The organism is Mangrovimonas spongiae, assembly GCF_003944795.1.
GTDB lineage: Bacteria > Bacteroidota > Bacteroidia > Flavobacteriales > Flavobacteriaceae > Mangrovimonas > Mangrovimonas spongiae.
In genome coordinates this window covers 223,155-247,006 of record NZ_RWBG01000004.1, presented here as the reverse complement: position 1 = coordinate 247,006, position 23,852 = coordinate 223,155, and the positions used below count along the sequence as shown (strand labels likewise).

At 33.1% G+C, this 23,852-nt stretch carries 24 protein-coding genes; 9 read left to right on the top strand and 15 right to left on the bottom strand.

Annotation, left to right across the window (positions count from 1 at the left end; all coding sequences use genetic code 11):
* Positions 1-24: 24 nt before the first annotated feature.
* The 8 genes from ccoS to EJA19_RS10165 all read left to right on the top strand — a co-directional run bounded on the left by ccoS (position 25) and on the right by EJA19_RS10165 (position 7,051).
* Positions 25-213: a cbb3-type cytochrome oxidase assembly protein CcoS gene (ccoS, locus tag EJA19_RS10200; RefSeq protein ID WP_125468267.1), complete on the top strand. Its 189-nt coding sequence runs from the start codon at positions 25-27 to the stop codon at positions 211-213.
* Between the two features lie 5 nt (positions 214-218).
* On the top strand, positions 219-2,414 hold the full coding sequence (gene ccoN / locus EJA19_RS10195; protein ID WP_125468266.1) for a cytochrome-c oxidase, cbb3-type subunit I: 2,196 nt from the start codon (positions 219-221) through the stop codon (positions 2,412-2,414).
* A 3-nt stretch (positions 2,415-2,417) separates the two neighbouring features.
* Entirely contained in the window at positions 2,418-2,594 is a 177-nt protein-coding gene (locus tag EJA19_RS10190) for a CcoQ/FixQ family Cbb3-type cytochrome c oxidase assembly chaperone (RefSeq protein WP_125468265.1), read from the top strand.
* Between the two features lie 4 nt (positions 2,595-2,598).
* Positions 2,599-3,555: a cbb3-type cytochrome c oxidase N-terminal domain-containing protein gene (locus EJA19_RS10185; protein ID WP_125468264.1), complete on the top strand. Its 957-nt coding sequence runs from the start codon at positions 2,599-2,601 to the stop codon at positions 3,553-3,555.
* A 10-nt stretch (positions 3,556-3,565) separates the two neighbouring features.
* Positions 3,566-4,996, top strand: coding sequence for a cytochrome c oxidase accessory protein CcoG (ccoG, locus tag EJA19_RS10180; protein ID WP_125468263.1), 1,431 nt, complete (start codon positions 3,566-3,568; stop codon positions 4,994-4,996).
* Between the two features lie 12 nt (positions 4,997-5,008).
* Positions 5,009-5,455 carry a FixH family protein gene (locus EJA19_RS10175; protein WP_125468262.1) on the top strand — a complete coding sequence of 149 codons (447 nt, stop codon included), beginning with the start codon at positions 5,009-5,011 and terminating at the stop codon, positions 5,453-5,455.
* 2 nt (positions 5,456-5,457) lie between these two features.
* Complete coding sequence (locus EJA19_RS10170; RefSeq protein ID WP_125468261.1) at positions 5,458-6,159, top strand: sulfite exporter TauE/SafE family protein; 702 nt, start codon at positions 5,458-5,460, stop codon at positions 6,157-6,159.
* Positions 6,160-6,238: 79 nt separating this feature from the next.
* On the top strand, positions 6,239-7,051 hold the full coding sequence (locus tag EJA19_RS10165; RefSeq protein WP_125468260.1) for a universal stress protein: 813 nt from the start codon (positions 6,239-6,241) through the stop codon (positions 7,049-7,051).
* A 7-nt stretch (positions 7,052-7,058) separates the two neighbouring features.
* Here EJA19_RS10165 and EJA19_RS10160 read toward each other — a convergent pair whose 3' ends face one another.
* From EJA19_RS10160 to hemN, 14 genes are all read right to left on the bottom strand, one after another.
* A complete protein-coding gene (locus EJA19_RS10160; protein ID WP_125468259.1) occupies positions 7,059-9,056 on the bottom strand; it encodes a TonB-copper family protein in 1,998 nt (665 codons plus the stop codon).
* 19 nt (positions 9,057-9,075) lie between these two features.
* The gene (locus tag EJA19_RS10155; RefSeq protein WP_125468258.1) at positions 9,076-9,927 is read right to left on the bottom strand and encodes a hypothetical protein; all 852 of its coding nucleotides are present in this window, start codon (positions 9,925-9,927) and stop codon (positions 9,076-9,078) included.
* 147 nt (positions 9,928-10,074) lie between these two features.
* Positions 10,075-10,470 (bottom strand): hypothetical protein, encoded by a 396-nt coding sequence (locus EJA19_RS10150; protein ID WP_125468257.1) that lies wholly within the window; start codon positions 10,468-10,470, stop codon positions 10,075-10,077.
* A gap of 51 nt (positions 10,471-10,521) precedes the next feature.
* Positions 10,522-10,971 (bottom strand): hypothetical protein, encoded by a 450-nt coding sequence (locus tag EJA19_RS10145; protein WP_125468256.1) that lies wholly within the window; start codon positions 10,969-10,971, stop codon positions 10,522-10,524.
* Positions 10,972-10,973: 2 nt separating this feature from the next.
* A complete protein-coding gene (locus EJA19_RS10140) occupies positions 10,974-11,756 on the bottom strand; it encodes an ABC transporter permease (RefSeq protein WP_125468255.1) in 783 nt (260 codons plus the stop codon).
* On the bottom strand, positions 11,749-12,456 hold the full coding sequence (locus tag EJA19_RS10135; RefSeq protein ID WP_125468254.1) for an ABC transporter ATP-binding protein: 708 nt from the start codon (positions 12,454-12,456) through the stop codon (positions 11,749-11,751). Before EJA19_RS10135 ends, EJA19_RS10140 begins: the two co-directional genes overlap by 8 nt.
* Positions 12,450-13,685: a nitrous oxide reductase family maturation protein NosD gene (locus EJA19_RS10130; protein ID WP_125468253.1), complete on the bottom strand. Its 1,236-nt coding sequence runs from the start codon at positions 13,683-13,685 to the stop codon at positions 12,450-12,452. Before EJA19_RS10130 ends, EJA19_RS10135 begins: the two co-directional genes overlap by 7 nt.
* A 2-nt stretch (positions 13,686-13,687) precedes the next feature.
* The gene (locus EJA19_RS10125; protein WP_125468252.1) at positions 13,688-14,128 is read right to left on the bottom strand and encodes a nitrous oxide reductase accessory protein NosL; all 441 of its coding nucleotides are present in this window, start codon (positions 14,126-14,128) and stop codon (positions 13,688-13,690) included.
* 22 nt (positions 14,129-14,150) lie between these two features.
* Positions 14,151-14,747: a hypothetical protein gene (locus EJA19_RS10120; protein ID WP_170160054.1), complete on the bottom strand. Its 597-nt coding sequence runs from the start codon at positions 14,745-14,747 to the stop codon at positions 14,151-14,153.
* Between the two features lie 116 nt (positions 14,748-14,863).
* Entirely contained in the window at positions 14,864-16,834 is a 1,971-nt protein-coding gene (gene nosZ, locus EJA19_RS10115) for a Sec-dependent nitrous-oxide reductase (protein ID WP_125468251.1), read from the bottom strand.
* 31 nt (positions 16,835-16,865) lie between these two features.
* Positions 16,866-17,444: a fasciclin domain-containing protein gene (locus tag EJA19_RS10110; RefSeq protein ID WP_125468250.1), complete on the bottom strand. Its 579-nt coding sequence runs from the start codon at positions 17,442-17,444 to the stop codon at positions 16,866-16,868.
* A 16-nt stretch (positions 17,445-17,460) separates the two neighbouring features.
* The gene (locus EJA19_RS10105) at positions 17,461-17,976 is read right to left on the bottom strand and encodes a c-type cytochrome (RefSeq protein ID WP_125468249.1); all 516 of its coding nucleotides are present in this window, start codon (positions 17,974-17,976) and stop codon (positions 17,461-17,463) included.
* 192 nt (positions 17,977-18,168) lie between these two features.
* Positions 18,169-18,999, bottom strand: coding sequence for a universal stress protein (locus tag EJA19_RS10100; RefSeq protein WP_125468248.1), 831 nt, complete (start codon positions 18,997-18,999; stop codon positions 18,169-18,171).
* A 90-nt stretch (positions 19,000-19,089) separates the two neighbouring features.
* On the bottom strand, positions 19,090-20,457 hold the full coding sequence (gene hemN, locus EJA19_RS10095) for an oxygen-independent coproporphyrinogen III oxidase (protein ID WP_125468247.1): 1,368 nt from the start codon (positions 20,455-20,457) through the stop codon (positions 19,090-19,092).
* A 136-nt stretch (positions 20,458-20,593) separates the two neighbouring features.
* Between hemN and EJA19_RS10090 the strand changes: the two genes are divergently transcribed.
* The gene (locus EJA19_RS10090) at positions 20,594-21,229 is read left to right on the top strand and encodes a YceI family protein (RefSeq protein ID WP_125468246.1); all 636 of its coding nucleotides are present in this window, start codon (positions 20,594-20,596) and stop codon (positions 21,227-21,229) included.
* A 341-nt stretch (positions 21,230-21,570) separates the two neighbouring features.
* Here EJA19_RS10090 and EJA19_RS10085 read toward each other — a convergent pair whose 3' ends face one another.
* A complete protein-coding gene (locus EJA19_RS10085) occupies positions 21,571-23,799 on the bottom strand; it encodes a TonB-dependent receptor (RefSeq protein WP_125468245.1) in 2,229 nt (742 codons plus the stop codon).
* Positions 23,800-23,852 lie beyond the last annotated feature (53 nt).

The following is a 23,852-nucleotide window of genomic DNA, read 5'->3' as shown; positions in this document are numbered from 1 at the left end:
TTTGAACTATAACTTCAATTAGGTATGAGTGTTATTTACGTATTACTTACAATAAGCATAATCATTGCTGTATTATTCTTTATTGCTTTTATAAAAGCTGTTAAATCTGGACAATACGATGATGATTACACACCTTCTGTGCGCATACTATTCGAAGACGAATTGGTTAAAACTAAACCTAACAAAACCATTAAAAAACAAAAGTCTAATTAACTATTATGGAAGTACAACAATTTTATTACGACAACAAGATTGTTAAAAAATTCTTATACGCCACCATTATTTGGGGTGTTGTAGGAATGGCTGTCGGCTTACTCTTAGCCTTTATGTTCTTGTTCCCTAACCTTACCGATGGTATTTCGTGGTTAAGCTTTGGTCGTTTAAGACCTTTACACACAAATGCCGTAATTTTTGCCTTTGTAGGTAATGCCATTTTTGCTGGAGTATATTACTCCTCCCAACGCTTATTAAAAGCTAGAATGTTTAGTGATGCGTTAAGTAACATTAACTTTTGGGGATGGCAATTAATTATTGTTGGTGCGGCTATATCGCTACCACTAGGCTTTACTACAAGTAAAGAATATGCCGAGCTAGAATGGCCTTTCGATATTGCTATAGCAGTTGTTTGGGTTGCTTTTGGGTGGAACTTAATTGGTACCATTTTAAAACGCCGTCAACGCCATATGTACGTAGCTATTTGGTTTTACTTAGCCACTTTTGTTACCGTTGCGGTACTTCATATTTTTAATAGTTTAGAGCTTCCTGTAAGCGCTATGAAAAGCTACTCGGTTTATGCTGGAGTGCAAGATGCATTAGTGCAATGGTGGTATGGCCATAATGCAGTGGCTTTCTTTTTAACCACACCTTTCTTAGGATTAATGTACTATTTTGTTCCTAAGGCAGCAGATAGACCTATTTATTCCTATAGACTATCCATTGTACACTTTTGGTCATTAATCTTTATCTATATCTGGGCTGGTCCTCACCATTTATTGTACACTGCATTACCCGAATGGGCACAAAATTTAGGGGTAGCATTCTCTGTCATGTTATTAATGCCATCTTGGGGTGGTATGATTAACGGATTGTTAACGCTTCGTGGTGCTTGGGATAAAGTACGTGTAGATCCTGTATTAAAATTTATGGTGGTTGCTATTACTGGATATGGTATGGCTACTTTTGAAGGCCCAATGCTGTCTCTTAAAAACGTCAATGCTATTGGCCATTTTACAGATTGGATTATTGCACACGTACACGTAGGGGCATTAGCATGGAATGGCTTCCTAGCTTTTGGTATGATATATTGGTTAGTACCAAGATTGTTTAAAACCAAACTGTTCTCTACTAAACTAGCCAATTTTCACTTCTGGATTGGAACATTAGGTATTATCATGTATGCGCTACCTATGTATGTTGCTGGATTTACACAAGCTAGTATGTGGAAACAATTTAACCCAGACGGAACATTGGTATATGGAAACTTCTTAGAAACGGTATCTGAAATTATTCCAATGTACTGGATGAGAGCCATTGGTGGTTCACTTTATATTGTTGGTATGTTTATCCTTGCCTACAACATTATTGTTACCATTAAAAATGGAAGCAAAGTTAATGACGAACTTGCCGAAGCTCCTGCATTACAACGTGTGTCTAAAAGACGCATTGCTGGCGAAGGGTTTCACACATGGTTAGAACGTAAACCAATACAATTAACCATATTAGCCACAATTACAATCCTTATCGGTGGAATTATTCAAATTATTCCAACTATTATAGTAAAATCTAATGTTCCAACCATAGCGAGCGTAAAACCATATACTCCTCTAGAGCTAGAAGGTCGTGATATATACATCCGCGAAGGTTGTGTAAGCTGTCACTCGCAAATGATTCGGCCTTTTAGAAGTGAGGTAGAACGTTATGGCGATTACTCTAAAGCTGGCGAATTTGTTTACGATCACCCTTTCCTTTGGGGAAGTAAACGTACGGGACCAGACTTACACCGAGTTGGTGGTAAATACTCCGACAACTGGCACTTAAATCATATGTATGATCCACAAAGTACCTCATCAGGTTCTATCATGCCTGCATACCAATGGTTAATTAGAAATGAATTAGACAAGTCTATGACAGAAGCTAAAATGGAAACCATGGTGAAGTTAGGTGTTCCTTATACTGAAGAAGACATTGCTAATGCACAACAAAGTATGTTAGAACAAGGGACTCAAATTGAGAAAAATTTATATACAGACCCAGATTTTGCTGAAAGTTACGAAGCCGATAAAAAAGCCGCTGGCAGTGAATTTGTTGAAATGCGAAATAGAGAAATTACAGCATTAATAGCTTACTTACAACGTCTTGGAACAGACATTAAAGTACAAGAATTAGAAGATCAATTAACAACACAAAACCAATAAGTCATGCTCAAATTTGTAAAAAATCATTTAGAGAGTATTACAGGTATAGAAATATATCCTTTAATCTCCTTACTTATATTCTTTCTCTTTTTTGTAGCCCTTTTTTGGTGGGTTGTAACAGCAAAAAAAGATTATATCGATACAGTAAGTAACTTACCATTAGATAATAAAAACGACTAATACTATGAGACAATATTTTCCATCCTGGCTAAGAGTTCCACTGGTGTTTTTTGCCATTGCAGCATTAGCCGAATACGTAATAGATTCTGGCGATAAACCCGCCTTTATAGAGCATCCAATGGTAGGTTTATTTTTACTACTAGTACTACTTATTTTAATTGCTATTGAAGGTATTGTAGGCGCCATGGACAATGTGCTTTACCAAAGTTTAGATGAAGAAGCTAAAGCGAGGTATGTTGCACAAAAAAACAAAACACCTAAGTTCATTAAATGGATTCAAGATACTTATAAAAAGTCTTTAGGATCCAAACCTATCGAAGAAGAACACGAAATTATTCTCGATCATAATTACGATGGTATTAAGGAACTAGATAATTCGCTTCCACCATGGTGGTTATACAGTTTCTATGCATCGATAATATTTGCAGCCGTGTATTTATTAAAATATCACGTGTTTAATGGAGATAGCCAATACGACGAATTAGAACAAGAATACGCCGAAGCTAAAATAGCTATCGAAGAATATAAAAAAACAGCTAAAGATTTAGTTGATTTTACCACTGTAGAAGTTCTTACCGATGTCTCAGACCTAAAAGCTGGTGAAGCCATTTTTACCACAAATTGTGTGGCTTGCCATAAAGCAGATGGCGGCGGTGGTATTGGTCCAAACCTAACCGACGAATATTGGATTTTAGGTGGCGGAATAAAAAATGTGTTTAAAACAGTTTCTGAAGGTGGTCGTGACGGAAAAGGTATGATTGCCTGGAAACAAAATTTAAAACCCTCTGAAATTGCGCAAGTAGCTAGTTATGTGTTAACATTTCAAGGCACTACACCTGCCGAACCAAAAGAAGCCGAAGGAGATCTTTGGGTGACAGAAAACACAACTCCTGAAGAAACAGGTACTCCAGAAAACGCTACAGAAGCAACTGTTGAAACAGACTCAACAACTGTAAATTAGCCCTCTTTAAATGAGCAAACAGACCGAAAATAACGAAAACTTTAGAGATTCTATTGGTACAATTACCGATGAAGGTAAACGTGCATGGATATTTCCTAAAAAACCAAGTGGTAAATATTACGAACGTCGAAAAATAGTAAGCTACTTTTTATTGGCATTCTTATTTGCTGCACCCTTCATTAAAATTAATGGTAATCAGTTTTTAATGTTTAACGTGCTAGAGCGCCGTTTCAATATTTTTGGGTTTCCGTTTTGGCCACAAGATTTTCATCTGTTTGTCATTTCAATGATTATTGGGGTTGTTTTTATTACGTTATTCACTGTTGGTTTTGGTCGTATTTTCTGCGGTTGGATTTGTCCACAAACCATTTTTATGGAAATGGTTTTTAGACGTATTGAATACTGGATAGATGGCGATAGAAACAAACAACGTAAATTAGCACGCCAAAAATGGGATGCCGAAAAAATAAGAAAACGCCTTTTAAAATGGTTTATCTTTTTGGTTATTTCGTTTCTCATTGCTAATATATTTTTAGCCTACTTAATTGGTAGCGATAAGTTAATCCAATATATAACCGATGGTCCAGCAAATCATTTAAGTACGCTTTTTCCGTTGCTAATTTTCACAGGTGTTTTCTACTTTATATTTGCTTGGTTTAGAGAGCAAGTTTGTATTATCGCATGTCCTTACGGAAGGTTACAAGGGGTGCTTTTAGATAATAAATCGGTTATTGTAGCATACGACCATAAACGCGGTGAAGGCAAAAATGGACGAAAAAAATTCCGTAAAAATGAAGATCGCGAAGCACTAGGACACGGCGATTGTATAGACTGCCTACAATGTGTACACGTTTGCCCTACAGGAATAGATATTCGTAACGGAACGCAACTAGAGTGTGTAAACTGTACAGCCTGTATAGATGAGTGCGATCATATTATGGAAAGCATTAATTTACCAAAAGGATTAATTAGATATGCTAGCGAAAACGAAATAGAAAAGAAAGAAAAATTCAAGCTTACCGCTAGAATGAAAGGTTATATTGCTGTTCTTACTATTTTAATAGGCATTTTAACCGGCATGTTACTATTAAGAAATGATGTTGAAGCTAGAGTTTTACGACTACCTGGCCAACTTTACGAACGTAAAGACAACAATATGATTAGCAATGTATTCACCTACAAATTAGTTAATAAAACAACTAAAGAAATAGATAACGTAAGCTTTAAACTTAGAAATTTTGATGGGGAGATTAAACTTGTTTCTACAATAGACGACTTTATAGTACCAAAGCAAGGTATTGCTGAAGGCACCTTATTTATAGAAATAAAGAAAACCGATTTAAAAGGCGATAAAAACAAGCTAACCATCGATGTGTATAGCCACGACAAAATTATTGAAACCACAACCGTTAACTTTTTAGGCCCAAGAAGTTACCATTAAAAACAAAATGCTATGAAATTTAATTGGGGAACAGGAATTGTATTGGCTTTTATAGGCTTTATAAGCTTTATCATGTACTTTGTTATAACCATGAGTACAAACGAAAAATACAATCACGATTTAGTAACCGAAGATTATTACAAACAAGAACTTCAGTTGCAAAATAACATTGATAGCGAACAAAACTCAAAAAAGTTAAAAGAAGATATTACTTGGGAAAAATCTGAAGAAGGAATTACCATAACTTTCCCTAAAGACCTTGATATTTCAAACATAACAGGAAAAGTGTTCCTATATAGACCATCTAACAAACAATTTGACTTCGAAACACCTATTTCTTTGTCAAACCACAATTTGCTCATACCTGACAACCGTTTGTTGGATGGTCGTTGGAACATTATTATAGATTGGCAATATAATAAAATACCCTACCGCTACAAAAAAGAAATTATATACTAAACATGCTTTGGTCTGCATTCATATTAGGTCTATTAGGCAGTTTTCATTGTGTTGGTATGTGCGGACCAATTGCTTTTATGCTTCCTGTAGATAGAAGCAACTCCATAAAAAAAGTCAGTCAAATTACAACTTACCACATAGGAAGGCTTTTGGCTTACAGCACTATTGGTTTATTTTTTGGACTTATTGGCAGAAACCTTTACATTTTTGGATTACAACAACAACTATCCATAATAATAGGTGTTTTAATGATTATTATTGCAGTGCTTCCCTATAAAACTATAAGTAAGTACAACGCTTCAAAACCATTACACAAACTTATATCTAAAGTAAAGAGTAAACTAGGTATGGCTTTAAAAAGAAAAACGGCCGACACCTTTTTTACTATTGGTTTTCTTAATGGATTTTTACCTTGCGGCTTAGTTTATATGGCTGTTTTTGGCAGTTTAGTAAGTAGTACGGTTACCGAAGGCGTTTTATATATGACACTTTTTGGCATAGGCACAATTCCTTTAATGACATCGGCTATTTACTTAGGTAAATTTTTAAACTCCAAAATAAAACAACGCATACAAAAGGCCATTCCCGTTTTTGTTGTTATTATAGGAATTCTATTTATTTTACGAGGCTTAGGATTAGGCATTCCTTACCTCTCTCCTGCTCCAGCTGTTGAAATGGTTTCAGGCAATGTAAATTGCCATTAAAAATTAATCTAATAATCTGTAGAAACAAATCTGTTTTGGGCTTAAAATAATATCTTTGTTACTATAGGTTATTTTAAATATGAAACACATTTTACTACTTACCGATTTTTCTAAAAGTGCAACTAATGCTATGGATTATGCATTGGCTTTTTTTAAAGCTGAAAAATGCCATTTTCATGTAATGTACGTTCATAAATCCAATAGTTTTACAATGGACGACTTAATGAGTAGCTCTAAAAAAAATGTATACGATGCTATTCTAAAAGATGAAAAACAACAATTAGAAGCTTATAAAACCCAATTACAAAACACTTATAATCAACATCAATTTTCAACAATAATTGATTACGATAACCTATTAAGCGCTATTAAACAAACGATAGATAGTAAATCTATTGATTTAATTATTGCAGGCTACGATGGTGCCACCAGCCTTTTTGAAGTCGTTTTTGGTTCCAATACACTTCAAATTATAAGAAACATATCATGTCCTACACTTATTATTCCTGAAGATTTTTCTTTTAATAACTTTAAAGATGTTTTATTGCCTTTAGATGAATACGATGCGCTTGACACCAATGAATTTGATAGAATTTTAAAATTCTTGGATATTAACAAAACGCATTTTCACGTTTTAAGAATTGGACATGACGATGCTTTAATGGAAACTGATAAGTTACAATTAAACACCAAGGTAAAATCGTACGATTATCATATTATTAAAAATGTTGCGCTTGCCGATGCGGTTTCAACTTACCAACAATTAAATAACATAGATATTATTGGACTTATGGTTGAAAAAGAAAGCTTTTTAAAGCGTTTAATTGCCGAGTCTTCAACAACAAAAATCAGTAAGAGCTTAAGTTTACCCTTACTGATTGTGCATCATTAATATTTATTTAGAATAAAACATACGACGCATTCACGTAAAAATTACGCCCTTGCCTTGGGATATTATTCCAATCGGCATAGGTTGAATACTGAGCATCTAGAATATTCTCCACACCGTATTTAAACACCATTTTACTACTTTTTAAAGTTATAACATGGCCTAAATTTAAATTTAGCACACCATAAGCAGGCGTTTCATCCTCACCATAAAAGCTACTAAATCGACTTTGGTTACCATTACCTTCTAATTGTAAACTCGCATTAAATGTTGACGTGGAATAAGTCACCTCAGCTAAATATGAAAATGGCTTTATTAGAGGCAACGATTCGTCATTACTACCTTGACCATAATTATAACCTAACGAGGCGTTAAGCAATAGTTTTTTTGATATGCTATACGATGTATTTAAATAAACATCGAAGATAGATGCATGATTTAATCCGGTGTATGTTTTAACTCCCGAAGCACCAATAGTCATGGCACTTAAAGTAGGATCTATCTCGCCAATAATGTAATCTAGAATATAAAAATACGAGCTTTCAATACCAATTTTAAAACGCTTTAGGTTGTAATTGGTCTTTACATTAGTTTGAATAGATTTTTCATTGTTTAAATATGGGTTTCCTATGTAATCAAAATTGTCAAAACTATTGAATAAGAAAAATCCATAACCTTCACTAACCGATGGTGCCCGCTCGCCGTATCCTAATCCAAAAGTAACATCAAATGCCGTTTTTTTAAATTGATAATCAGCAGCTATAGTTTTTAAAAATCTATGTTTTGAATCGCTTAATGTTGGGTAGAAAATTTGTAAACTTTCCAAACCAGCCTTTTCTCCAATAGAATTGTTATGTACACCAAATCGTACCGAAGCCGACACATTTGATGTTTTATTTAAAGCATAAGTATCTTTAGCATAAACCCCAGAATACCAAGTTCTAATATCTGGCCAAGTGTACATAAACATAAGTGGTTGGTTGGCATTGTTAGGATACATGGTCATTTCTGCAAGAGAACGATTGTAAAAGCCATTTACATTGAAAAGTAAATTATGTTTATGCTCGCTAATTTTCACTTTACTATAAAACCCATACGTATCGCTCCATCCTGGCATATCCATACGAATAGGCACATCTGGACGTTGTGAATCGTCCATAATGTGTGTAATGGTATTGAAATATAGCTTAGTTTCCCATGAGTTAATAAATGTAGAATCGTTTTTAAAAGTATGTGTTAACGATGTAATTAAAGCCTCTGCTAGCGACACATCCATAGGTAATGCGGGGTAACCAACATTGGTAGCTTTATCATAAATAATATTTGCATCCAACTCATGATTCTCTGATAGTTTATAACCACTTTGCAACGAAACATTATATTTTTGAAATTGTGAGTATAATACTTCTTGGTTGTTGCCAGCATCATAATTATCAGATTTTCTAAAAATACCATCGACATTTATATAAAACTTGTTTCCAGAATATTCCAAATCTAGCCCAGCTGTTTTATAATTACCATTGGTTTCATAGCCTAAATCGACACTCGATTTTAATCCAAAATTATAATATTTAGATTCTGGTAATTGCAAATCGATAGCGCCGCCAACACAATGACCATCTTCTGTGCCTTCTTGTCCTGAGGCAACAGAGACTTTTTTTAAGTTAGACACATCAACATACGAGGTAATGGGATCCATTTTATCGGTACATGCACCAAATATTTGCATACCATCTATGGTAACGTTTAAACGTTCGCTAGTCATGTTACTCAATGTGGGTTCCCAGGCATAATTTCCGCGCTTTATCATGGTAACACGATTAGATTTTTCTAAATAATCATCTACACTTGATAAGGTTTTTTCTTGGCGGTAATTACTAAGTTTACGTTGTGATATTACAATAACCTCATCTAACTGTGTAGTATCTTTTTCCATTGAAGGCACAATGTCTTGACTAAAAGAAAACGCACTATAAAATAGACCGAGTATTATTAAGAGCTTTTTCATAATTATGTGCTTTTATGAATTAAAACTCTATTTCTAAGTATAGGCTACTTTGCTCGTTCGTTTCGGTAACGTCTTCCCCCTTTACAACAACATTATTATCGTTAATAAGCTTTAAGTTTAACACCCAATAGCCTGTCATGGTTAGCGATAAATTAGCATGGTACATATTATCGGTTTGATTAAATGTTAAATTGGTATTGTTTGGCGAGCTATGGTTACCCATACCTGGCATACGTGGATCTAGAGTCAACATAAAATTTTCAACAACTGGAAAAGACATCATCGTTTCCATTTTATAAACACCAACTACTAAATCATTATTTCCAATTATGGGGTTTTTAGGCTCAATCATGGCAACGATGTAACGATTATCGTCATTTCCCATAAAACTGGCTACGTTTTGATTGGTATGTTGTAAAACGGTTATGTTACTTGTAGCCACATAATCTACGTTATTTATTGTATAATTGAGTATTAAAGACCATCCTGAACCATCGGTATTAGTCATTTGATAAATAATGGCGCCTTCATAAATTGTATTCTTTCCATTAACTTTAACCGGGTTTGAATTTGGACACGAATGCTGCATCGTTGGCATTTGCATTAGTGGCATCCAAGTAAGCGATGCGTTTTCGATGTAGGTATTTGTGGCTTTATCTTTTATTCGTACACTAACCTCGTTGTATCCTGTATAGAAAAACCCTGATTTATTATACAATTCGACTGTATGCGTGTCGTTTTCTAATTCTTGAATTAAGTTTAAACCTTGTGTTTCGTTTGTTGATGGTGCAAATTCATCGTTATCATCTGTAGAGCAAGCTACGTTGAACAATGCCAAAACAAAAATTGGCAATATATATTTAAGTTTCATTTTTATTTAATTTATACGCATACCTATAGCATGTCGTTTTATAAAAACCACATCTTTTTAGGTATATTTTTTTTGAAATATTTGTATATAATTCTCCTTACCCAACTTATTATAATAAGCTAGAAATGAAGATATGTTAAGAAGGCATCATATAATATTTGGTGGAGGCGTATCTACTAAAAGTAGCGTTTCATGAGGAATTGGCATATAATAAAACGCTTCGTTTTTGTTTGAAAAAGTTGAAATAAATTGCGGTGTAACGGAATTTACACCTGACACAAAAAATACATCTAACACTAAGCGTTTACTCTCTTGAACTGGAGCTTTATTATCGGTTCCTGTTTCATTTTTTGCTAATTGCTTTTTTAAATGGCATTTCCCATTACATCCTTGTTGATTGTCTTTTTGAATACACAAGGTTTTGGCTATAAACTCTTGATTGGCTAAAAAGTCGCCCACAATAACTAACGTATTAATATTATGAGCTAGTAGGATTACCACCAGAACATAGGCCGTTATTTTTTGGGTTAGACTTTTAATCATGATACAAATTTAAGTGTTGTCTCGTAGTTTTTATGTGATAAAAGTTACTTTTTAGAGTTTAAAATAGTTGTAATATGTTTTAATAAGCTGGCTTAAATTATCTAAAGCTTTTTTTGAGACGGTTTCATTTTCATTATCACGCAAAATAGATATTTGGTCTAACATTGGTACTAACACAACATGTAGTTGATCGTGTGATTCACCTTTCATGGTGCAATTTTTTATAATATAATTTGTTTGCTTAGAAAGATTATCTCCCAAGGTTTTATATGTTTTGCTTTTAGATTTGTTAAACGCTAAAATTAATGTATTCATTTTTGCAATACCTTCATGAGTTTCATTATTAGCTATCCATTTCTCATTGCCATTTAATTTTAAGCTTAAAGTATCTGTAATTAAAACGTCAATATTTGTGTTGTGGTTGTTGTGGTTGTTGTTTTTCTCTTTACAACTTGCCGTAAAAAGAACTAAAACAATAAGTAAAAGGTTGAATGTTTTCATAATTAAAAATCTTTTTTTCTAGATTTAAACATTATTCGCATTACAGGAAGAATTACCCATATAATAAGCATAATAAACGATATAATTAATCCAAAACTGGTTCCGAAAAATTGTTTAAATATGGCTCCTGTATAACCTAATAATGCTGAAATATCTAATTTTAACAGGATTAAAGTTCTCGATAAATCTATAGGATTTAACATGGTGCCAATAAGAGAGAGTTTATCTAAAGGGTAATCTTCGAAAAAGATTAAGCTCATAAGAAATACCCCATCGTAAATAATCGCTAAAAGCAACCATAGTAAAATAGCATAGCCAAATCCTTTTATTTTATTGTCGTTGGATAATGCTATGTTAAATGCTAAAGCAGTAAAAATAAAGGTTAAAAAGGTACCTGTTATAAGTAATAATGAAAAGTCCCAGATAGCATTACTTTTAAATAAACCATAAAAAACAAACGGAATTCCTAACCCCAAAATTAAACTCATGGATAGCGACATAGCCACACCTAAATATTGTCCTAAAAAAATAGACGATCGTTTTAAAGGTTGTGCCAAAAGTAACTCTGTAAACTCTTTAGAATTGTAATAATACATAACGCCAAAAATGGTTCCTATAAGGGGTACTAAAACAATAATAACATTCATAAGTGTAATAACAGCTTTGGACAAATCGTTGTTTAAAAACAGTAAAACAACACCCAATAACAAGTAAAATGCAAAGTACACATAACTCCAACGGCTGCGTATTAAATCGAAAAAACTATATTTTAATATTTTAAGCATGATTTTCTGATAAAATAGACGCAATAGCGTGTTCAAAATCTTGCTGATTGGTCTTGTTTTTTAATTCGGTTATAGTTCCTTTAAAATAAATTTTGCCTTCCAGAAGAAAGACAATTTCATCTGAAATTTCTTCAACAAAACTCATAATATGCGAGGTTATTAAAATGGTTTTTCCTTTGGCTTTTTCTTCTTGAATAAGATTTTTTAATCGTATTAAGGAAATAGGATCTAGACCTGTTGTTGGTTCGTCTAAAATAATTAGCGGACTATCAAACATAAAGGTTAGAAAAATGTTTACTTTTTGTTTTGTTCCGCCAGAAAGATTGCCTAGTTTTTTATCTAAAAAAGGCTGCAGTTTAAAAAGCTCTATTAAGTGTTGATCATTGTTTGTGTTTTTTCGCAAATCCTTAATCATTTTAATAAGTTCTTTCACTTTTAGATTACTAGGAAAGTTTGCTATTTGTGGTAAATAATCTATGTAATGTCTGTAATTTGAGTTTTTCTTTACATTTTCGCCTTGCACTTTTATGGTTCCTTTATTAGGTATAACCATACCAAGCACCGACTTAATTAAGGTAGTTTTACCCGAACCATTAGGGCCTAAAACGGCAATAATACCACCATTCTTAATACTTAAATCAACGCCTTTTAGCACTTGATTTTTACCAAAACTTTTATGTAGATTTTCTATACTTACCATGTTATGCGTTTTGTTTGTGGATTGTTATCTAATAAATTATCTGGTGTAAAAACAGGCGATACTTTTTCAGAAAAATCGATAATATCTATAAACATACTTCGTAACAATATTATGGTTTCTGGTGTACGGTTTACAATGTAAGAATAGAGTTTAACAGGCCTATAAGGTATATCGCCAATACCGTCTTTATTTAAATCGTAACCGGTGTAATTACTCCAATAGTTTTTATCAAAAACATTGTCGTTTACTTTGCTGTTATAAGCAATATCAAATGAATTATATAAAAAGTTGTTCTCAGTAAACGTGTTGGTATAACAAGCACCACGCACTTTAATAGCCCAGCCATTTTTTACAAAATCGTTGTTCCTGTATGTTATTCTATTAGAGCCTTCTATATTAATGCCTATGGTATTTTCTTCAAAAGTATTTCCTATAATTTCCGAATCGTTTATTTCTTTAAGTAACATCCCATAAGATGCTGTTCCCCAATTTTCTTTAAAGGTATTATTAAACATTTTTATATGCTTGGAAAACATTACAGCCACACCTGCACCATTATTCTCGAAGGTATTATCTTGATAAGTATCGGTATTGGAAAACATAAAATGCAATCCATACCTTACATTATTAGCACTTACATTATTCTTAATTAAACAATTATCTGAAAACTCTAAATAAATGCCATCTCGCACTCGTTCTACATAATTATGTTCTATTTCAATATGATTACTATACCATAATTGAATACCATTTCCAGAATTGTACTCTTCTACGGCGTTTCCTATTATTTTGTTATGATATACCTTACCGTAATTAGATTTTTCTAAATAGATGCCGAAGAATAATTTCTCTAAAACGAGATTTTGTATTACAAAATACTTGCTATTTTTAACCCTTAAAGCAGCATAATCTTCTGTATAACTTGTACCTACATTAATAATAAATAACCCATCAACAGTTACCGAATCGGAAACAATAGTAAACACCTCTCCTTTAAGCTCACCATCTATAACAGGGTAGTTTTCCCCTTTAATGATTAATGGTTTATCAACTATAATATTATGCTCTTTATAAGTGCCTGGTTTTACAGTTATAGTATCAAAACGCTGTGCGTTATTAATAGCTTCTTTTAATGTAGATATAGTACACGTACTACACACCTCTATATGTTGAGCATGAGTTGTCATAGCTAAAAAAATAGCACATATAATAACGCCCCATTTTTTCATAACTATTTATTATTTAAATACTCTTGTAAGCTTGACCAATTATACAGTGTACCGCCTTTATTAGACTGAACAGATTCTGCCTCTGCTTTTGTTTTAAAAGCTGACAGATAAGCTCCCATAGGACTAGGAATATTTTCACTAATTAGAAAAGTAGCTTGAGTAGCATCGATTAAAGTTTCTGGTTCTAAATAATTATTAGATAAGTACAAGGCAATTTCGTTAGTCTCAAAATCATCTATAAAATTTACCATACACTCTGTTGCATCAAATTTATAGACCTTTCCTTTTTTAGTTACAATCTCGGCTGCGTGAACTTTGTCAACAATAGTCATTTTACAAAAATGGCAACCATCCTCACCATAGTTTATAGGTTTAGGTGCTACATTGCATGCAAATAACAACAACAATAATATGTATATTGAATAGTGTTTTAGTGATTTCATGTTTAGTGTTTTTATATTCTCCTTATTGCTCTGTTGTTTTACTATTCTTCCTTCCTACAAGATAAGCAATTAATGATGTAGCAATACCTAAGCCTAAAAATAAAGCGCCTAATCGCGGGTAAGAATGGGCTCTAAAGTTTAAAATATTCTTGCTACCAAATAATGGTGGTTGAAACCCCATTTGTGTTCCATCTGGATTAGTAAATTTCATAATAGCTTTAGGATCTAGATTATGCCCATAGTCATGCTCCCAAAGGTAAAAATCATATAATCCAGCACTACTTAATACAACCATGAGTATAAACCAATACAAGAACCATTTGTAATTTCCTTTAAAAGCTATAATAAGTCCTATTAAAGATGTAATTAAAATACCTGCTGGAAAAATTTTAAACTCTGGGATAGCTTCTGGAATATATTTCATACCCACATAATGATTCATTAAATTAATGTTTTTAATGTCGTGTGGATTAGCATCTGCAAAGTCATTAATGTGAATATACATTCCTAATGGTGTAGGATATTGTGGCGCTTCTAATGTAATTTTCCACAAGGGAAATAGAAACAGTCCTAACGGTAAAATAACCGCTATAAGCATTATAATATTCGACTTTTTCATGAATGTTGTTGTTTGTGTTTCTTTAGTGTTTTTTTAAAAGAAAGGCGAGAGCGAAAAGACAACTCTCGCCTTAAATAGGAAAATAAACACTAAAACAAAATTCTCCTAAAAGCTTCTTATTCTATGTCTTCACCCATAGACCATTTTATAGGTGTATCAGCGTTTTTTGGAGACACACGAATATATCCTTGCATTTCTTGGTGTAAAGCTGAACAGAAATCGGTACAATAAAAAGGCCATACCCCTACTTTTGTGGGCTCCCAAACAGATGTTTTTGTTTGTCCTGGCATGATTAATAATTCTGAGGTATTTTGCCCTAACACAGCAAAACCATGAGGTACATCAAAATCTTGTTCTAAATTAGTTACATGGAAAAACACTTTGTCACCAACTTTTATACCTTCTATGTTATCTGGTGAGAAGTGACTTCTTATAGTTGTCATATAAATATGAACTTCGTTTCCATCCCTTACGACTTTAGTCTCTGCATCGGATTTAGCAGCATAAGGGTGGTTATTTTCGTCCAAATTATAGATTTTTCTAGAACGCTCTTTTATTAAATCTGCGCGCATTGCCGCTGCATAGTGAGGTTCTCCATGCGTTGGAAAGTCTAAAAGCAATTCCATTTTATCACCAGATATATCATACAATTGTGCAGAATGCTCCATTTCTGGCCCTGTTGGTAAATATCTATCTTTTGTAATTTTATTCATTGCAAACATATATTTACCTTGTGGTTTTCTCGAGTTTCCTCCAGGAATAGTTAAGTGTCCAACAGAATAATACGTTGGTTTTCTATCTATTACTTCCCAAGTTCCTACTTTCCATTTTACAACTTCTGATGAGATAAAGAAGGTTGTATAAGCATTTCCTTGATCATCAAATTCGGTATGTAAAGGGCCTAATCCTGGTTGTTCAACAGTACCAGCTAACACATCTTCAAAATTTAAAATTGGAATACCATAAGCCTCTCCATCAAACTTTTCATTTTCAATGGCATCAAGCATTTTTGTAAATGAGTGTACGGTTAAGTTAGCCGATAATTTACCATTACCTACAATATACTCTCCAGTTGGATCTACATCGCAGCCATGAGGTGATTTTGGCGTTGGTAAGAAAAATACAGCTCCAGGAACATCTGTAGGATTAACTACACGCACTTCTTTTTTTATAGTTGAAGTTGCTGTATGTGTATGCTCATCATAAACATTATGGGCGTATTCTGCTGGCATCATTTTACCACCACCGTTATTTACATATTCTTCAATTTTTTTCCAATTTACTGCTGCAATAAAATCTTTATCATTTTGTGAAGCATTAACTTCTAATAATGTGTTGGCTTCTTCTGTATTATACGTCGTAAAAAAGAACCAACCGTGAGATTTACCACGTCCTGGGTGCGATAAGTCGTAATTAAAACCAGGCATTAACACTTGAAATTTTATATCCATATCGCCTGTTTCTGGTGCAACACTAATAAATGATAAGGCGCCCTGAAAATTACCTTTGTAATCTTTTATTGGCATATCACGTTGTGGAATAGGCACCGAAAAACGTGTTCCTGCTACTACATATTCTGTATTTTCTGTTACAAATGAAGAACTATGATTTCCGGCACTATTAGGTACTTCTATAATTTCTGTTGTTTCAAACGATTGTAAATCTATCTTTGCTATTCTTGGCGTATTATTCTCATTTATAAAAATAAAGCGGCCATCAATTTCTCCATTAGTTTGAGAAATATCTGGATGATGAGAATCTCCCCAAGGTATAAAACCATGAGAGGTATTTAACATAGGTTTCGTCTCTTCTGAGTATCCATATCCAGAAGTAGGAAACTGTGAAAACACAGGTATTTCCTTAAACATTCTTCCTGATGGTAGTCCGTAAACTGTTAAGTTCCCGCTATATCCTCCTGAAATAAAGGCATAAAATTCGTCGTGCTCTCCAGGTGCTACAAAAACTTTCTCTGCAACATTAGAAGATAATGCGCCAGAATTAGAACCTGATTTTTTGGTGTTATTACAACTTGTAAATGTTACAAGAACAATTACAAGTGATGCAATTGGTTTTAAAATATGTTTCATTGTATTCATTATTAATTGAGTTAGTGATTTACTATTCTTTAGATGGTGGTAATAATACCTTATCGATTACATGTACAACACCATTTCCAGCTGGCACGCTAGCTATAATTTTTGCGCCACCAATAATGGGCTCACCATTCTCTACTGTTACAGGCACATAACCGTTATTAGCTTGTCCCAACTTTTTAAATTTGGTTAAAAAGTCTTTAGAGTAGTTTCCTGGTGTAACATGATATTTTAAAATGTTTGCTAGATCTGCTTTATTTTCTGGCTTTAATAAATTATCGACAGTACCTTCTGGTAAAGCCGCAAAAGCATCATCTGTAGGGGCAAAAACAGTTAATGGCCCAACATTTACTAAGGCATTTTCTACTTGAGCAGCTTGTACGGCTGCAACTAGTGTTTTATGGTTTGGTGACGCTATAGCAATTTGAAGACAATTAGGTTTTGAAGCATCATCTTTTATAAACGCTTGCCCTGTTTTTTCGACAGGTTTATTGCTTACTTCTGTATTGTTGTCTGACGTTGTTGTTTGTTGATTTTCATTTTTACAGGCAAACAGAGTTCCTATAAAAATAACAACCAAGCAAAATTGTTTAAATAACTTCATAAATATTAATTTTTAATTATTTTAAAGTTCTAAAGTATTCTAGCACTGCTCTTGCCTCCTCTTCGGTAAGATTTTGGTTTGCCATTGGTGAGCCGTTAAACTCAATAAGTAAATCTTTTGCTAAAGGATCTTTCTTAACCATTTCCTCTGGATTTAAAATCATATTCATAATCCATTCTGGACTTCTACGTTCTAGAATTCCTGTTGGTGCTGGACCTATAAACTTTTTTTCGGCTCTGTGACAAGCTGTACACATTTTTTTGTAAACTTCCTGCCCATGAGCTACCATAGACTGATCTATATCTGCAGGTAAATTAATTGAAGTAATGGGTCCTACTCCTTTATTATCTAAATCTACTCGTTGAGATGCTGGCAATGGTTTCTCGGCATTGTCCTTTTTTGTAGTTACCTGCTCTGTATTGGTACTTTTCTTTTGATAGGAGAATGTTTCTTTTTTCTTTTCTTCTTTGCCGCCACAGCCTATGATTAGAACGGCAAATAAAATCGCGATAATTGATGTTTTAGTTTTCATATATAAATTAATTATTAACTACTCAAAAGTAATTGTTGTATAGAAGACAAAATATGATTTTTATCATAAAACAGGACTTTTTTATCCTATTTAAAAACAAATCAAACTATATAGTAGCCCCTTGAAAATCAGTGACAAAAAAAGCCTAAAGATTTCTCTTTAGGCTTAAAACACAAATAAATGGTTATTATTTTAGATTTTAAATGTCATTACTGGTAATATGGAATGGTTCGCAATATCTTCAGATATACTACCTTCAAAAAAGTGTGCAATACCAGTTCTACCGTGGGTTGCTACGGCAACTAAATCGGCATTTATACTATTCGCATGATTTAAAACACCTGCCTCGACTGTATAGTCAGACACAAAACTAGTATCTTCCATTCCATCTGTATTTCCATTGGCTTCGGCTAAGAAATTAGATACTTTCTGGCGCATTTCGGTTGAATTTAAAAAGCTCCCTGGCGTATTTACATACACTAAATGTACCTTAGCTCCCATACCTTCTAATTTACTTGACGCTTTTTTGTATATATCGATAGATTCTTCAGAAAAATCGGTTGCAAATAAAACGTTTTTAAAAGCTGTTGACTCTAGTTTGTTTTTTAACACTAGTACAGGAGTTTCTGAATGCCTTACAACTTTCTCTGTATTTGATCCAACAAATATTTCGGCTAAACCGCTGGTACCTTGAGACCCCATAACGATTAAATCGGCATCGTGTTCTTTGGCTACATCATTAACCTCGCTAAACACTTTAAAATGCTTAACTATTGGTGTTACGTTAACATCGTTTAAATAATCACGATCTAAAAACTCTTCAAATCGTTTTTCTGCTAGTTTAAGGTAAAAAATTGCTTCTTCACTTTGTGCTGCGCTTCCCTTGGTTAAAACAGCTTCAGAAAGCTCTAACATGTGTAAAGCTAATACTTCACCATCGTTTTGCTTGGCCATTACAGCGGCAGCTTCTAAGGCGTATTCTGAATATTTAGAGAAATCTATAGGAACAATAATTTTTTTCATTTTTTTTGATTTTAGGATTTTTTAGTATTGTTTTTTGTAGGGCTTAAATTACGATTTTTTGTGTTACCCTACAAAGAAGGTTTTAGTTTATTAAATTGTCATAGAAAACAATGGCTTATCAGGTTGTTTTCGTTGTAACAAAACATCAAATGCCATAGATACATTTCTAACAAAAGGGCGTCCTTTTGTTGTGATTTTTAAACGTTCAGACTCTATAACAAGTAATCCGTCTTTTACCATTTCATCTAATTTACTTAATGTCTCGTTTAAAGCTTCAAATTTTAAATGCTCAGATTTCCATGAGGTTTTATTATGACACATTACATTTAAAATGTGCTGCCTGATTACTAAATCTTCATTATTTAAAATATGGCCTCTAAAAACTGGTATAATCTGTTCTTCTATTAAATGATAATATTCTTCTAAACCTTTTACATTTTGGGCAAAACCATACCAACTATCACTTATAGATGAGACACCTAAGCCTATCATCATTTGTGTTTTTGATGCGGTATATCCCATAAAATTTCGGTGTAAACTTTCTTTAGCCATAGCTTCGTATAACGAATCGGTTGGCAAGGCAAAGTGGTCCATGCCTATTTCGGTATAACCCGCTTCTATAAGTAATGTTTTACCTATATCGTATTGCAGTCGTTTTTGTTCTGGTTTAGGTAAATCTTGATCGTTAAAACCACGTTGTCCATTACCTTTTATCCAAGGTGTATGCGCATAACTGTAAAAGGCAATGCGATCTGGCATTAACTGCTTTGTTTTTGCTATAGTTTCTTTTATATGATCCACTGTTTGAAACGGTAAGCCAAAAATAATATCGTGTCCAACACTTGTATAGCCTATTTCTCTGGCTGTTTCTGTAACATATTTTACGTGTTCGAAAGGTTGAATTCTATGAATAGCTTTCTGCACGGTTTCGTTATAATCTTGTACTCCAAAACTTACGCGTCTAAATCCTAAATCGAAAAGCGTTTGAAGGTGTTCTTTTGTGGTATTATTTGGGTGACCTTCAAAGCTAAACTCGTAATTATTGGCTAATTCGGCTCTATTAACCAAGCCTTTAATTAATCGTTTTAAATTTTCTGATGAGAAGAATGTTGGTGTACCGCCACCTAAATGTAACTCTTTAATTTTTGGTTTGGCATCAAATAAATCGCAATACATTTGCCATTCTTTTAAAAGCGCTGTTATATAAGGCGATTCGACTTCATGACGTTTTGTAATACGTTTATTACAACCACAAAAAGTGCAAAGGCTTTCGCAAAATGGTAAATGTATATATATGCTTATACCTTCTTTAGCATTACTTTCAATAAAAGATTGCTTTAAAGAGGCTTTCCAGGCTTTTAATGAAAAAGTGTCCATATTCCAAAAAGGCACTGTTGGATAGCTTGTATATCTAGGACCAGGAACATTATATTTCCTAATTAATTCTTGTTGACTCATACCAAATAATTTATAGCCAAAATTAGCGGTACTCCTAACTTCAAACTATGATATTTGTCATATAAACCTTTGTTAATAATTTTATTATTTATGTGATAATCCTTAATTTTATTCAAAACTTGAAAAACCACAAAAAATGAAGAAAATAAGTTACTTTTTAATAGTACTTACATTAAGCTTATTGTCCTGTAAAGACAATAAAAAAGAGACAAAAACAGAAACAGGTACAGAAACAACCACTGAGGTAACTACTACAGAAAAATTTGTAGTAAAGCCAGAAGCGACTTCGGTAAAATGGACAGCTTACAAAACAACTGAAAAAACACCTGTAGGTGGCGAATTTACCGTTTTAAAGTTTGACGAAAAATCTGGAAACTCACCAGAAGAAGCCTTAAATAATTTAACGTTTTCTATTCCTGTAAGTAGTTTATTTACGAATGACGACGTACGTGATGGCAAATTAAAGGAGTCCTTTTTTGGTGCGATGTTAGACACAGAACTTATAAGCGGTACTATTACATCTAGTAATGGTAATTATGTTGCCTCTATTACCATGAATGGGGTTACAGAAAATCTTCCTTTAGATATTAACATTACTGATGAAAGACGCGTTACACTTACTGGAACTATGGACCTTAAAACATGGAATGCTCTTGATGCTTTAGAAAGTTTAAACAAAGTTTGTTTTGATTTACACAAAGGCCCAGATGGCGTAAGTAAAACATGGGAAGATGTTGCTATTGAGGTAAGTACTTACCTAAGAAAGAGCTAACGACACAATATAATTTATATTAAAAGCTGCTTATTACATGTAAGTAGCTTTTTTTATACCCAAACTTCTGTCCCTAAATTAAATAATTAACTTTAAAGTGACTTTATAAATAAAACGGTGTCTTAATAATGAACCCCAAATTAATAATGATGCCGTTAACCCTTATAAATCTTATTGCTATCATACAAATTATCACACTTTGTATATTGGTTTTTTTAAACTTAAAAATGTGGCGAAAATATATAAAAGCTAAAAAAGGCTATATAAAACATAAAAACGATTAAAAAGGCTTACTAATTAGTAAGCCTTTTCTTTTTATAAGCTAATTGTATACTTCTTTATTAGAATTTATAACTTATATAACCTTTAGCAAAAAAAGGTGTTCCTGGTGTAAAATGAATTTCTTCAACAGGATTTATTTCATTTTGAAGTCTTGATTCTGTAGCAAATTGTGTTTCGTTCCAATCAACATCAAATAGATTTTCTATATTAACTCCAAAAGTTATTTTTTTTAAGGTATAAGATACATTTACATCGGTAACAAAATAGCCTTCGGCTACAATAGAGTTACTTTCATTTGCCGGTCTATCATCAATATATCTGTAACGCAAGCCAGCATTAAATCCTTTTAAATTATGTATTGCTAAACCACCTGTTAATGTAAAGTCTGGAGCTAATGGTATGTAATCTTCTCCATCTAGTGCTTCTGTACTTCGTGCATGCGTAAGTGTAGCATCGGTATCAAAATATAACCAATCTGTAAATTGATAACGCAACCCAACATCTAATCCGTAGCGTTGCGACTCGCCACTAGGTTCTACAATTCCAGCATCACCTACATAAACAAACTCTTGTTCTGAAAGTAAATACCAAACGGCAGTGTTAAAGAACATTTTAGGAAATGGTTTCCAAATAGAGCCAACATCTACACCATAAGCTCTAGGTAATATATCTTTTTCTTGCTGAAGCACCACACGAGTATCATTAGAGTGAAACCCAATGCCTGATTTTACAAACCATTGTAAATTATCCGATTGATTATAAAACACATTTAACTTAGGGCTTAAAGCTACCTTATAATTACTTAGCGTTTTGTAATTTGCTGCTAAAGCATCGTTATACATAAACTTAAAGTAATCTAACCGAAGTCCTGGCACTACTTTAAAATCGCCCATTAAAAACTCCGAATTTAAGTAGGCAAACATATTGGTTTGGTTAACATCGCCTAACTGTAAATATGCTAAAGTTTCTTTTCTATTTAATGTATGTGATAATTCTACATCGTTAACAATATCATGTCGTAAACCAGCCCCAACACTAAAATTTGCTGCAACTTCTCCAAAGTTATGATGCTTTTCAATTTCGGTATTGAATCCTAAAATATGTCGGTCTTCCTTTTGCTTGATTTGATCTCCATTTACAGGATCTTCTAAAAAGAACGTGAAATTAGAATACAGCTCAAAATCGTAATGAGAATAGTAAGCGTTTGAAGTCATTTTTATATCATCGTCTAGAAACTTAAAGTACGACACATTAACATTAGATCTTGATGTATTTCCACCTTCGGTATCATCTATAGCACCAAACCTTGAAATTAAACCACTATCAACTGCTCGTTGTGGAATTTGCCCTGAGGCATCCCAACGACTAGTAAAATGCGATGCCGATAATGACAGTTTACCGCCATTGTTTAATAAGGTATTATATTTTCCAAAAACATTTAATCTATTAAAGTTTTGAGGGGAATTGTAAGGGCCATCAGTAGCAATATACTCCATGGCTAAGTAAGCATTTTGCGTTTTGTTATTTCTATCTAATAGATCAAACATTCCTAACGTTCTTAATGAATTAAATTGCCCGTAAGAAAATGTAATATTATTATCGTTAAGTCTATCTTTAGTTTGAAACCCAACATAAGCCGCAGTAGCAAAATCGCCTTTATTAGCATAATAAGGTCCTTTTCCAAATTCTATATTTTTTATAGTTTCAGGAATAAGAAAATGTAAATCGCTATAACCTTGACCATGAGCATGAGATACCATGTTTACAGGCATTCCATCGACAGTTAAAGCAACATCGGTTCCATGATCAATATCAAAACCACGTAAAAACATTTGTTCTGCTTTTCCCCCTCCAGCATGCTGCCCTATAATCATTCCTGGAACTTTTCTTAAAATCTCTTGAGAGGAATTTACTGGGTTTGTTTCTAAGTCTAATTTAACTATTGAATTCATGGCATTTACCTTATTGGTTAACACCAACTCATCTAGTAAAAAAGCTTTACTTTTTAAACCAATAACCATGCCTTCTTTAAAATGAAATGGTTTAACAGTAATGATAATTTTTTCATAACCTAACAGCCCAATTGTAACAGAATCGTTTGTCTTGGTATTATTTAAAATAAAGGCTCCTTTTTCATTACTATGCGCATGACTTTTTGATGTTACATTATAAATATATGCACCATGTAATGGTTGATTATCTAGATTAGTTATTGTTCCTTGAATAGTTTGTGAAAAACTTGCCTTTACAATGATAATTAAAAGTAAAACTGTTATTAACTTTTGCATGTTAGTTGGTTAAAATTAAAACCCACAAAAATAGTATTGGACTATATTTTTTT

Excerpts from the sequence above, each read along its gene's own strand:
- EJA19_RS10085 (WP_125468245.1), bottom strand. The coding sequence starts at position 23,799 with ATGCAAAAGTTAATAACAGTTTTACTTTTAATTATCATTGTAAAGGCA.
- EJA19_RS10140 (WP_125468255.1), bottom strand. The coding sequence starts at position 11,756 with ATGCTTAAAATATTAAAATATAGTTTTTTCGATTTAATACGCAGCCGT.
- EJA19_RS10130 (WP_125468253.1), bottom strand. The coding sequence starts at position 13,685 with ATGAAAAAATGGGGCGTTATTATATGTGCTATTTTTTTAGCTATGACA.
- EJA19_RS10105 (WP_125468249.1), bottom strand. The coding sequence starts at position 17,976 with ATGAAAACTAAAACATCAATTATCGCGATTTTATTTGCCGTTCTAATC.
- EJA19_RS10120 (WP_170160054.1), bottom strand. The coding sequence starts at position 14,747 with ATGAAAAAGTCGAATATTATAATGCTTATAGCGGTTATTTTACCGTTA.
- EJA19_RS10175 (WP_125468262.1), top strand. The coding sequence starts at position 5,009 with ATGAAATTTAATTGGGGAACAGGAATTGTATTGGCTTTTATAGGCTTT.
- EJA19_RS10125 (WP_125468252.1), bottom strand. The coding sequence starts at position 14,128 with ATGAAATCACTAAAACACTATTCAATATACATATTATTGTTGTTGTTA.
- EJA19_RS10100 (WP_125468248.1), bottom strand. The coding sequence starts at position 18,999 with ATGAAAAAAATTATTGTTCCTATAGATTTCTCTAAATATTCAGAATAC.
- ccoN (WP_125468266.1), top strand. The coding sequence starts at position 219 with ATGGAAGTACAACAATTTTATTACGACAACAAGATTGTTAAAAAATTC.
- EJA19_RS10190 (WP_125468265.1), top strand. The coding sequence starts at position 2,418 with ATGCTCAAATTTGTAAAAAATCATTTAGAGAGTATTACAGGTATAGAA.
- EJA19_RS10150 (WP_125468257.1), bottom strand. The coding sequence starts at position 10,470 with ATGATTAAAAGTCTAACCCAAAAAATAACGGCCTATGTTCTGGTGGTA.
- EJA19_RS10145 (WP_125468256.1), bottom strand. The coding sequence starts at position 10,971 with ATGAAAACATTCAACCTTTTACTTATTGTTTTAGTTCTTTTTACGGCA.
- EJA19_RS10110 (WP_125468250.1), bottom strand. The coding sequence starts at position 17,444 with ATGAAGTTATTTAAACAATTTTGCTTGGTTGTTATTTTTATAGGAACT.
- EJA19_RS10165 (WP_125468260.1), top strand. The coding sequence starts at position 6,239 with ATGAAACACATTTTACTACTTACCGATTTTTCTAAAAGTGCAACTAAT.
- EJA19_RS10160 (WP_125468259.1), bottom strand. The coding sequence starts at position 9,056 with ATGAAAAAGCTCTTAATAATACTCGGTCTATTTTATAGTGCGTTTTCT.
- hemN (WP_125468247.1), bottom strand. The coding sequence starts at position 20,457 with ATGAGTCAACAAGAATTAATTAGGAAATATAATGTTCCTGGTCCTAGA.
- nosZ (WP_125468251.1), bottom strand. The coding sequence starts at position 16,834 with ATGAAACATATTTTAAAACCAATTGCATCACTTGTAATTGTTCTTGTA.
- EJA19_RS10155 (WP_125468258.1), bottom strand. The coding sequence starts at position 9,927 with ATGAAACTTAAATATATATTGCCAATTTTTGTTTTGGCATTGTTCAAC.
- EJA19_RS10135 (WP_125468254.1), bottom strand. The coding sequence starts at position 12,456 with ATGGTAAGTATAGAAAATCTACATAAAAGTTTTGGTAAAAATCAAGTG.
- ccoS (WP_125468267.1), top strand. The coding sequence starts at position 25 with ATGAGTGTTATTTACGTATTACTTACAATAAGCATAATCATTGCTGTA.
- EJA19_RS10090 (WP_125468246.1), top strand. The coding sequence starts at position 20,594 with ATGAAGAAAATAAGTTACTTTTTAATAGTACTTACATTAAGCTTATTG.
- ccoG (WP_125468263.1), top strand. The coding sequence starts at position 3,566 with ATGAGCAAACAGACCGAAAATAACGAAAACTTTAGAGATTCTATTGGT.
- EJA19_RS10170 (WP_125468261.1), top strand. The coding sequence starts at position 5,458 with ATGCTTTGGTCTGCATTCATATTAGGTCTATTAGGCAGTTTTCATTGT.
- EJA19_RS10185 (WP_125468264.1), top strand. The coding sequence starts at position 2,599 with ATGAGACAATATTTTCCATCCTGGCTAAGAGTTCCACTGGTGTTTTTT.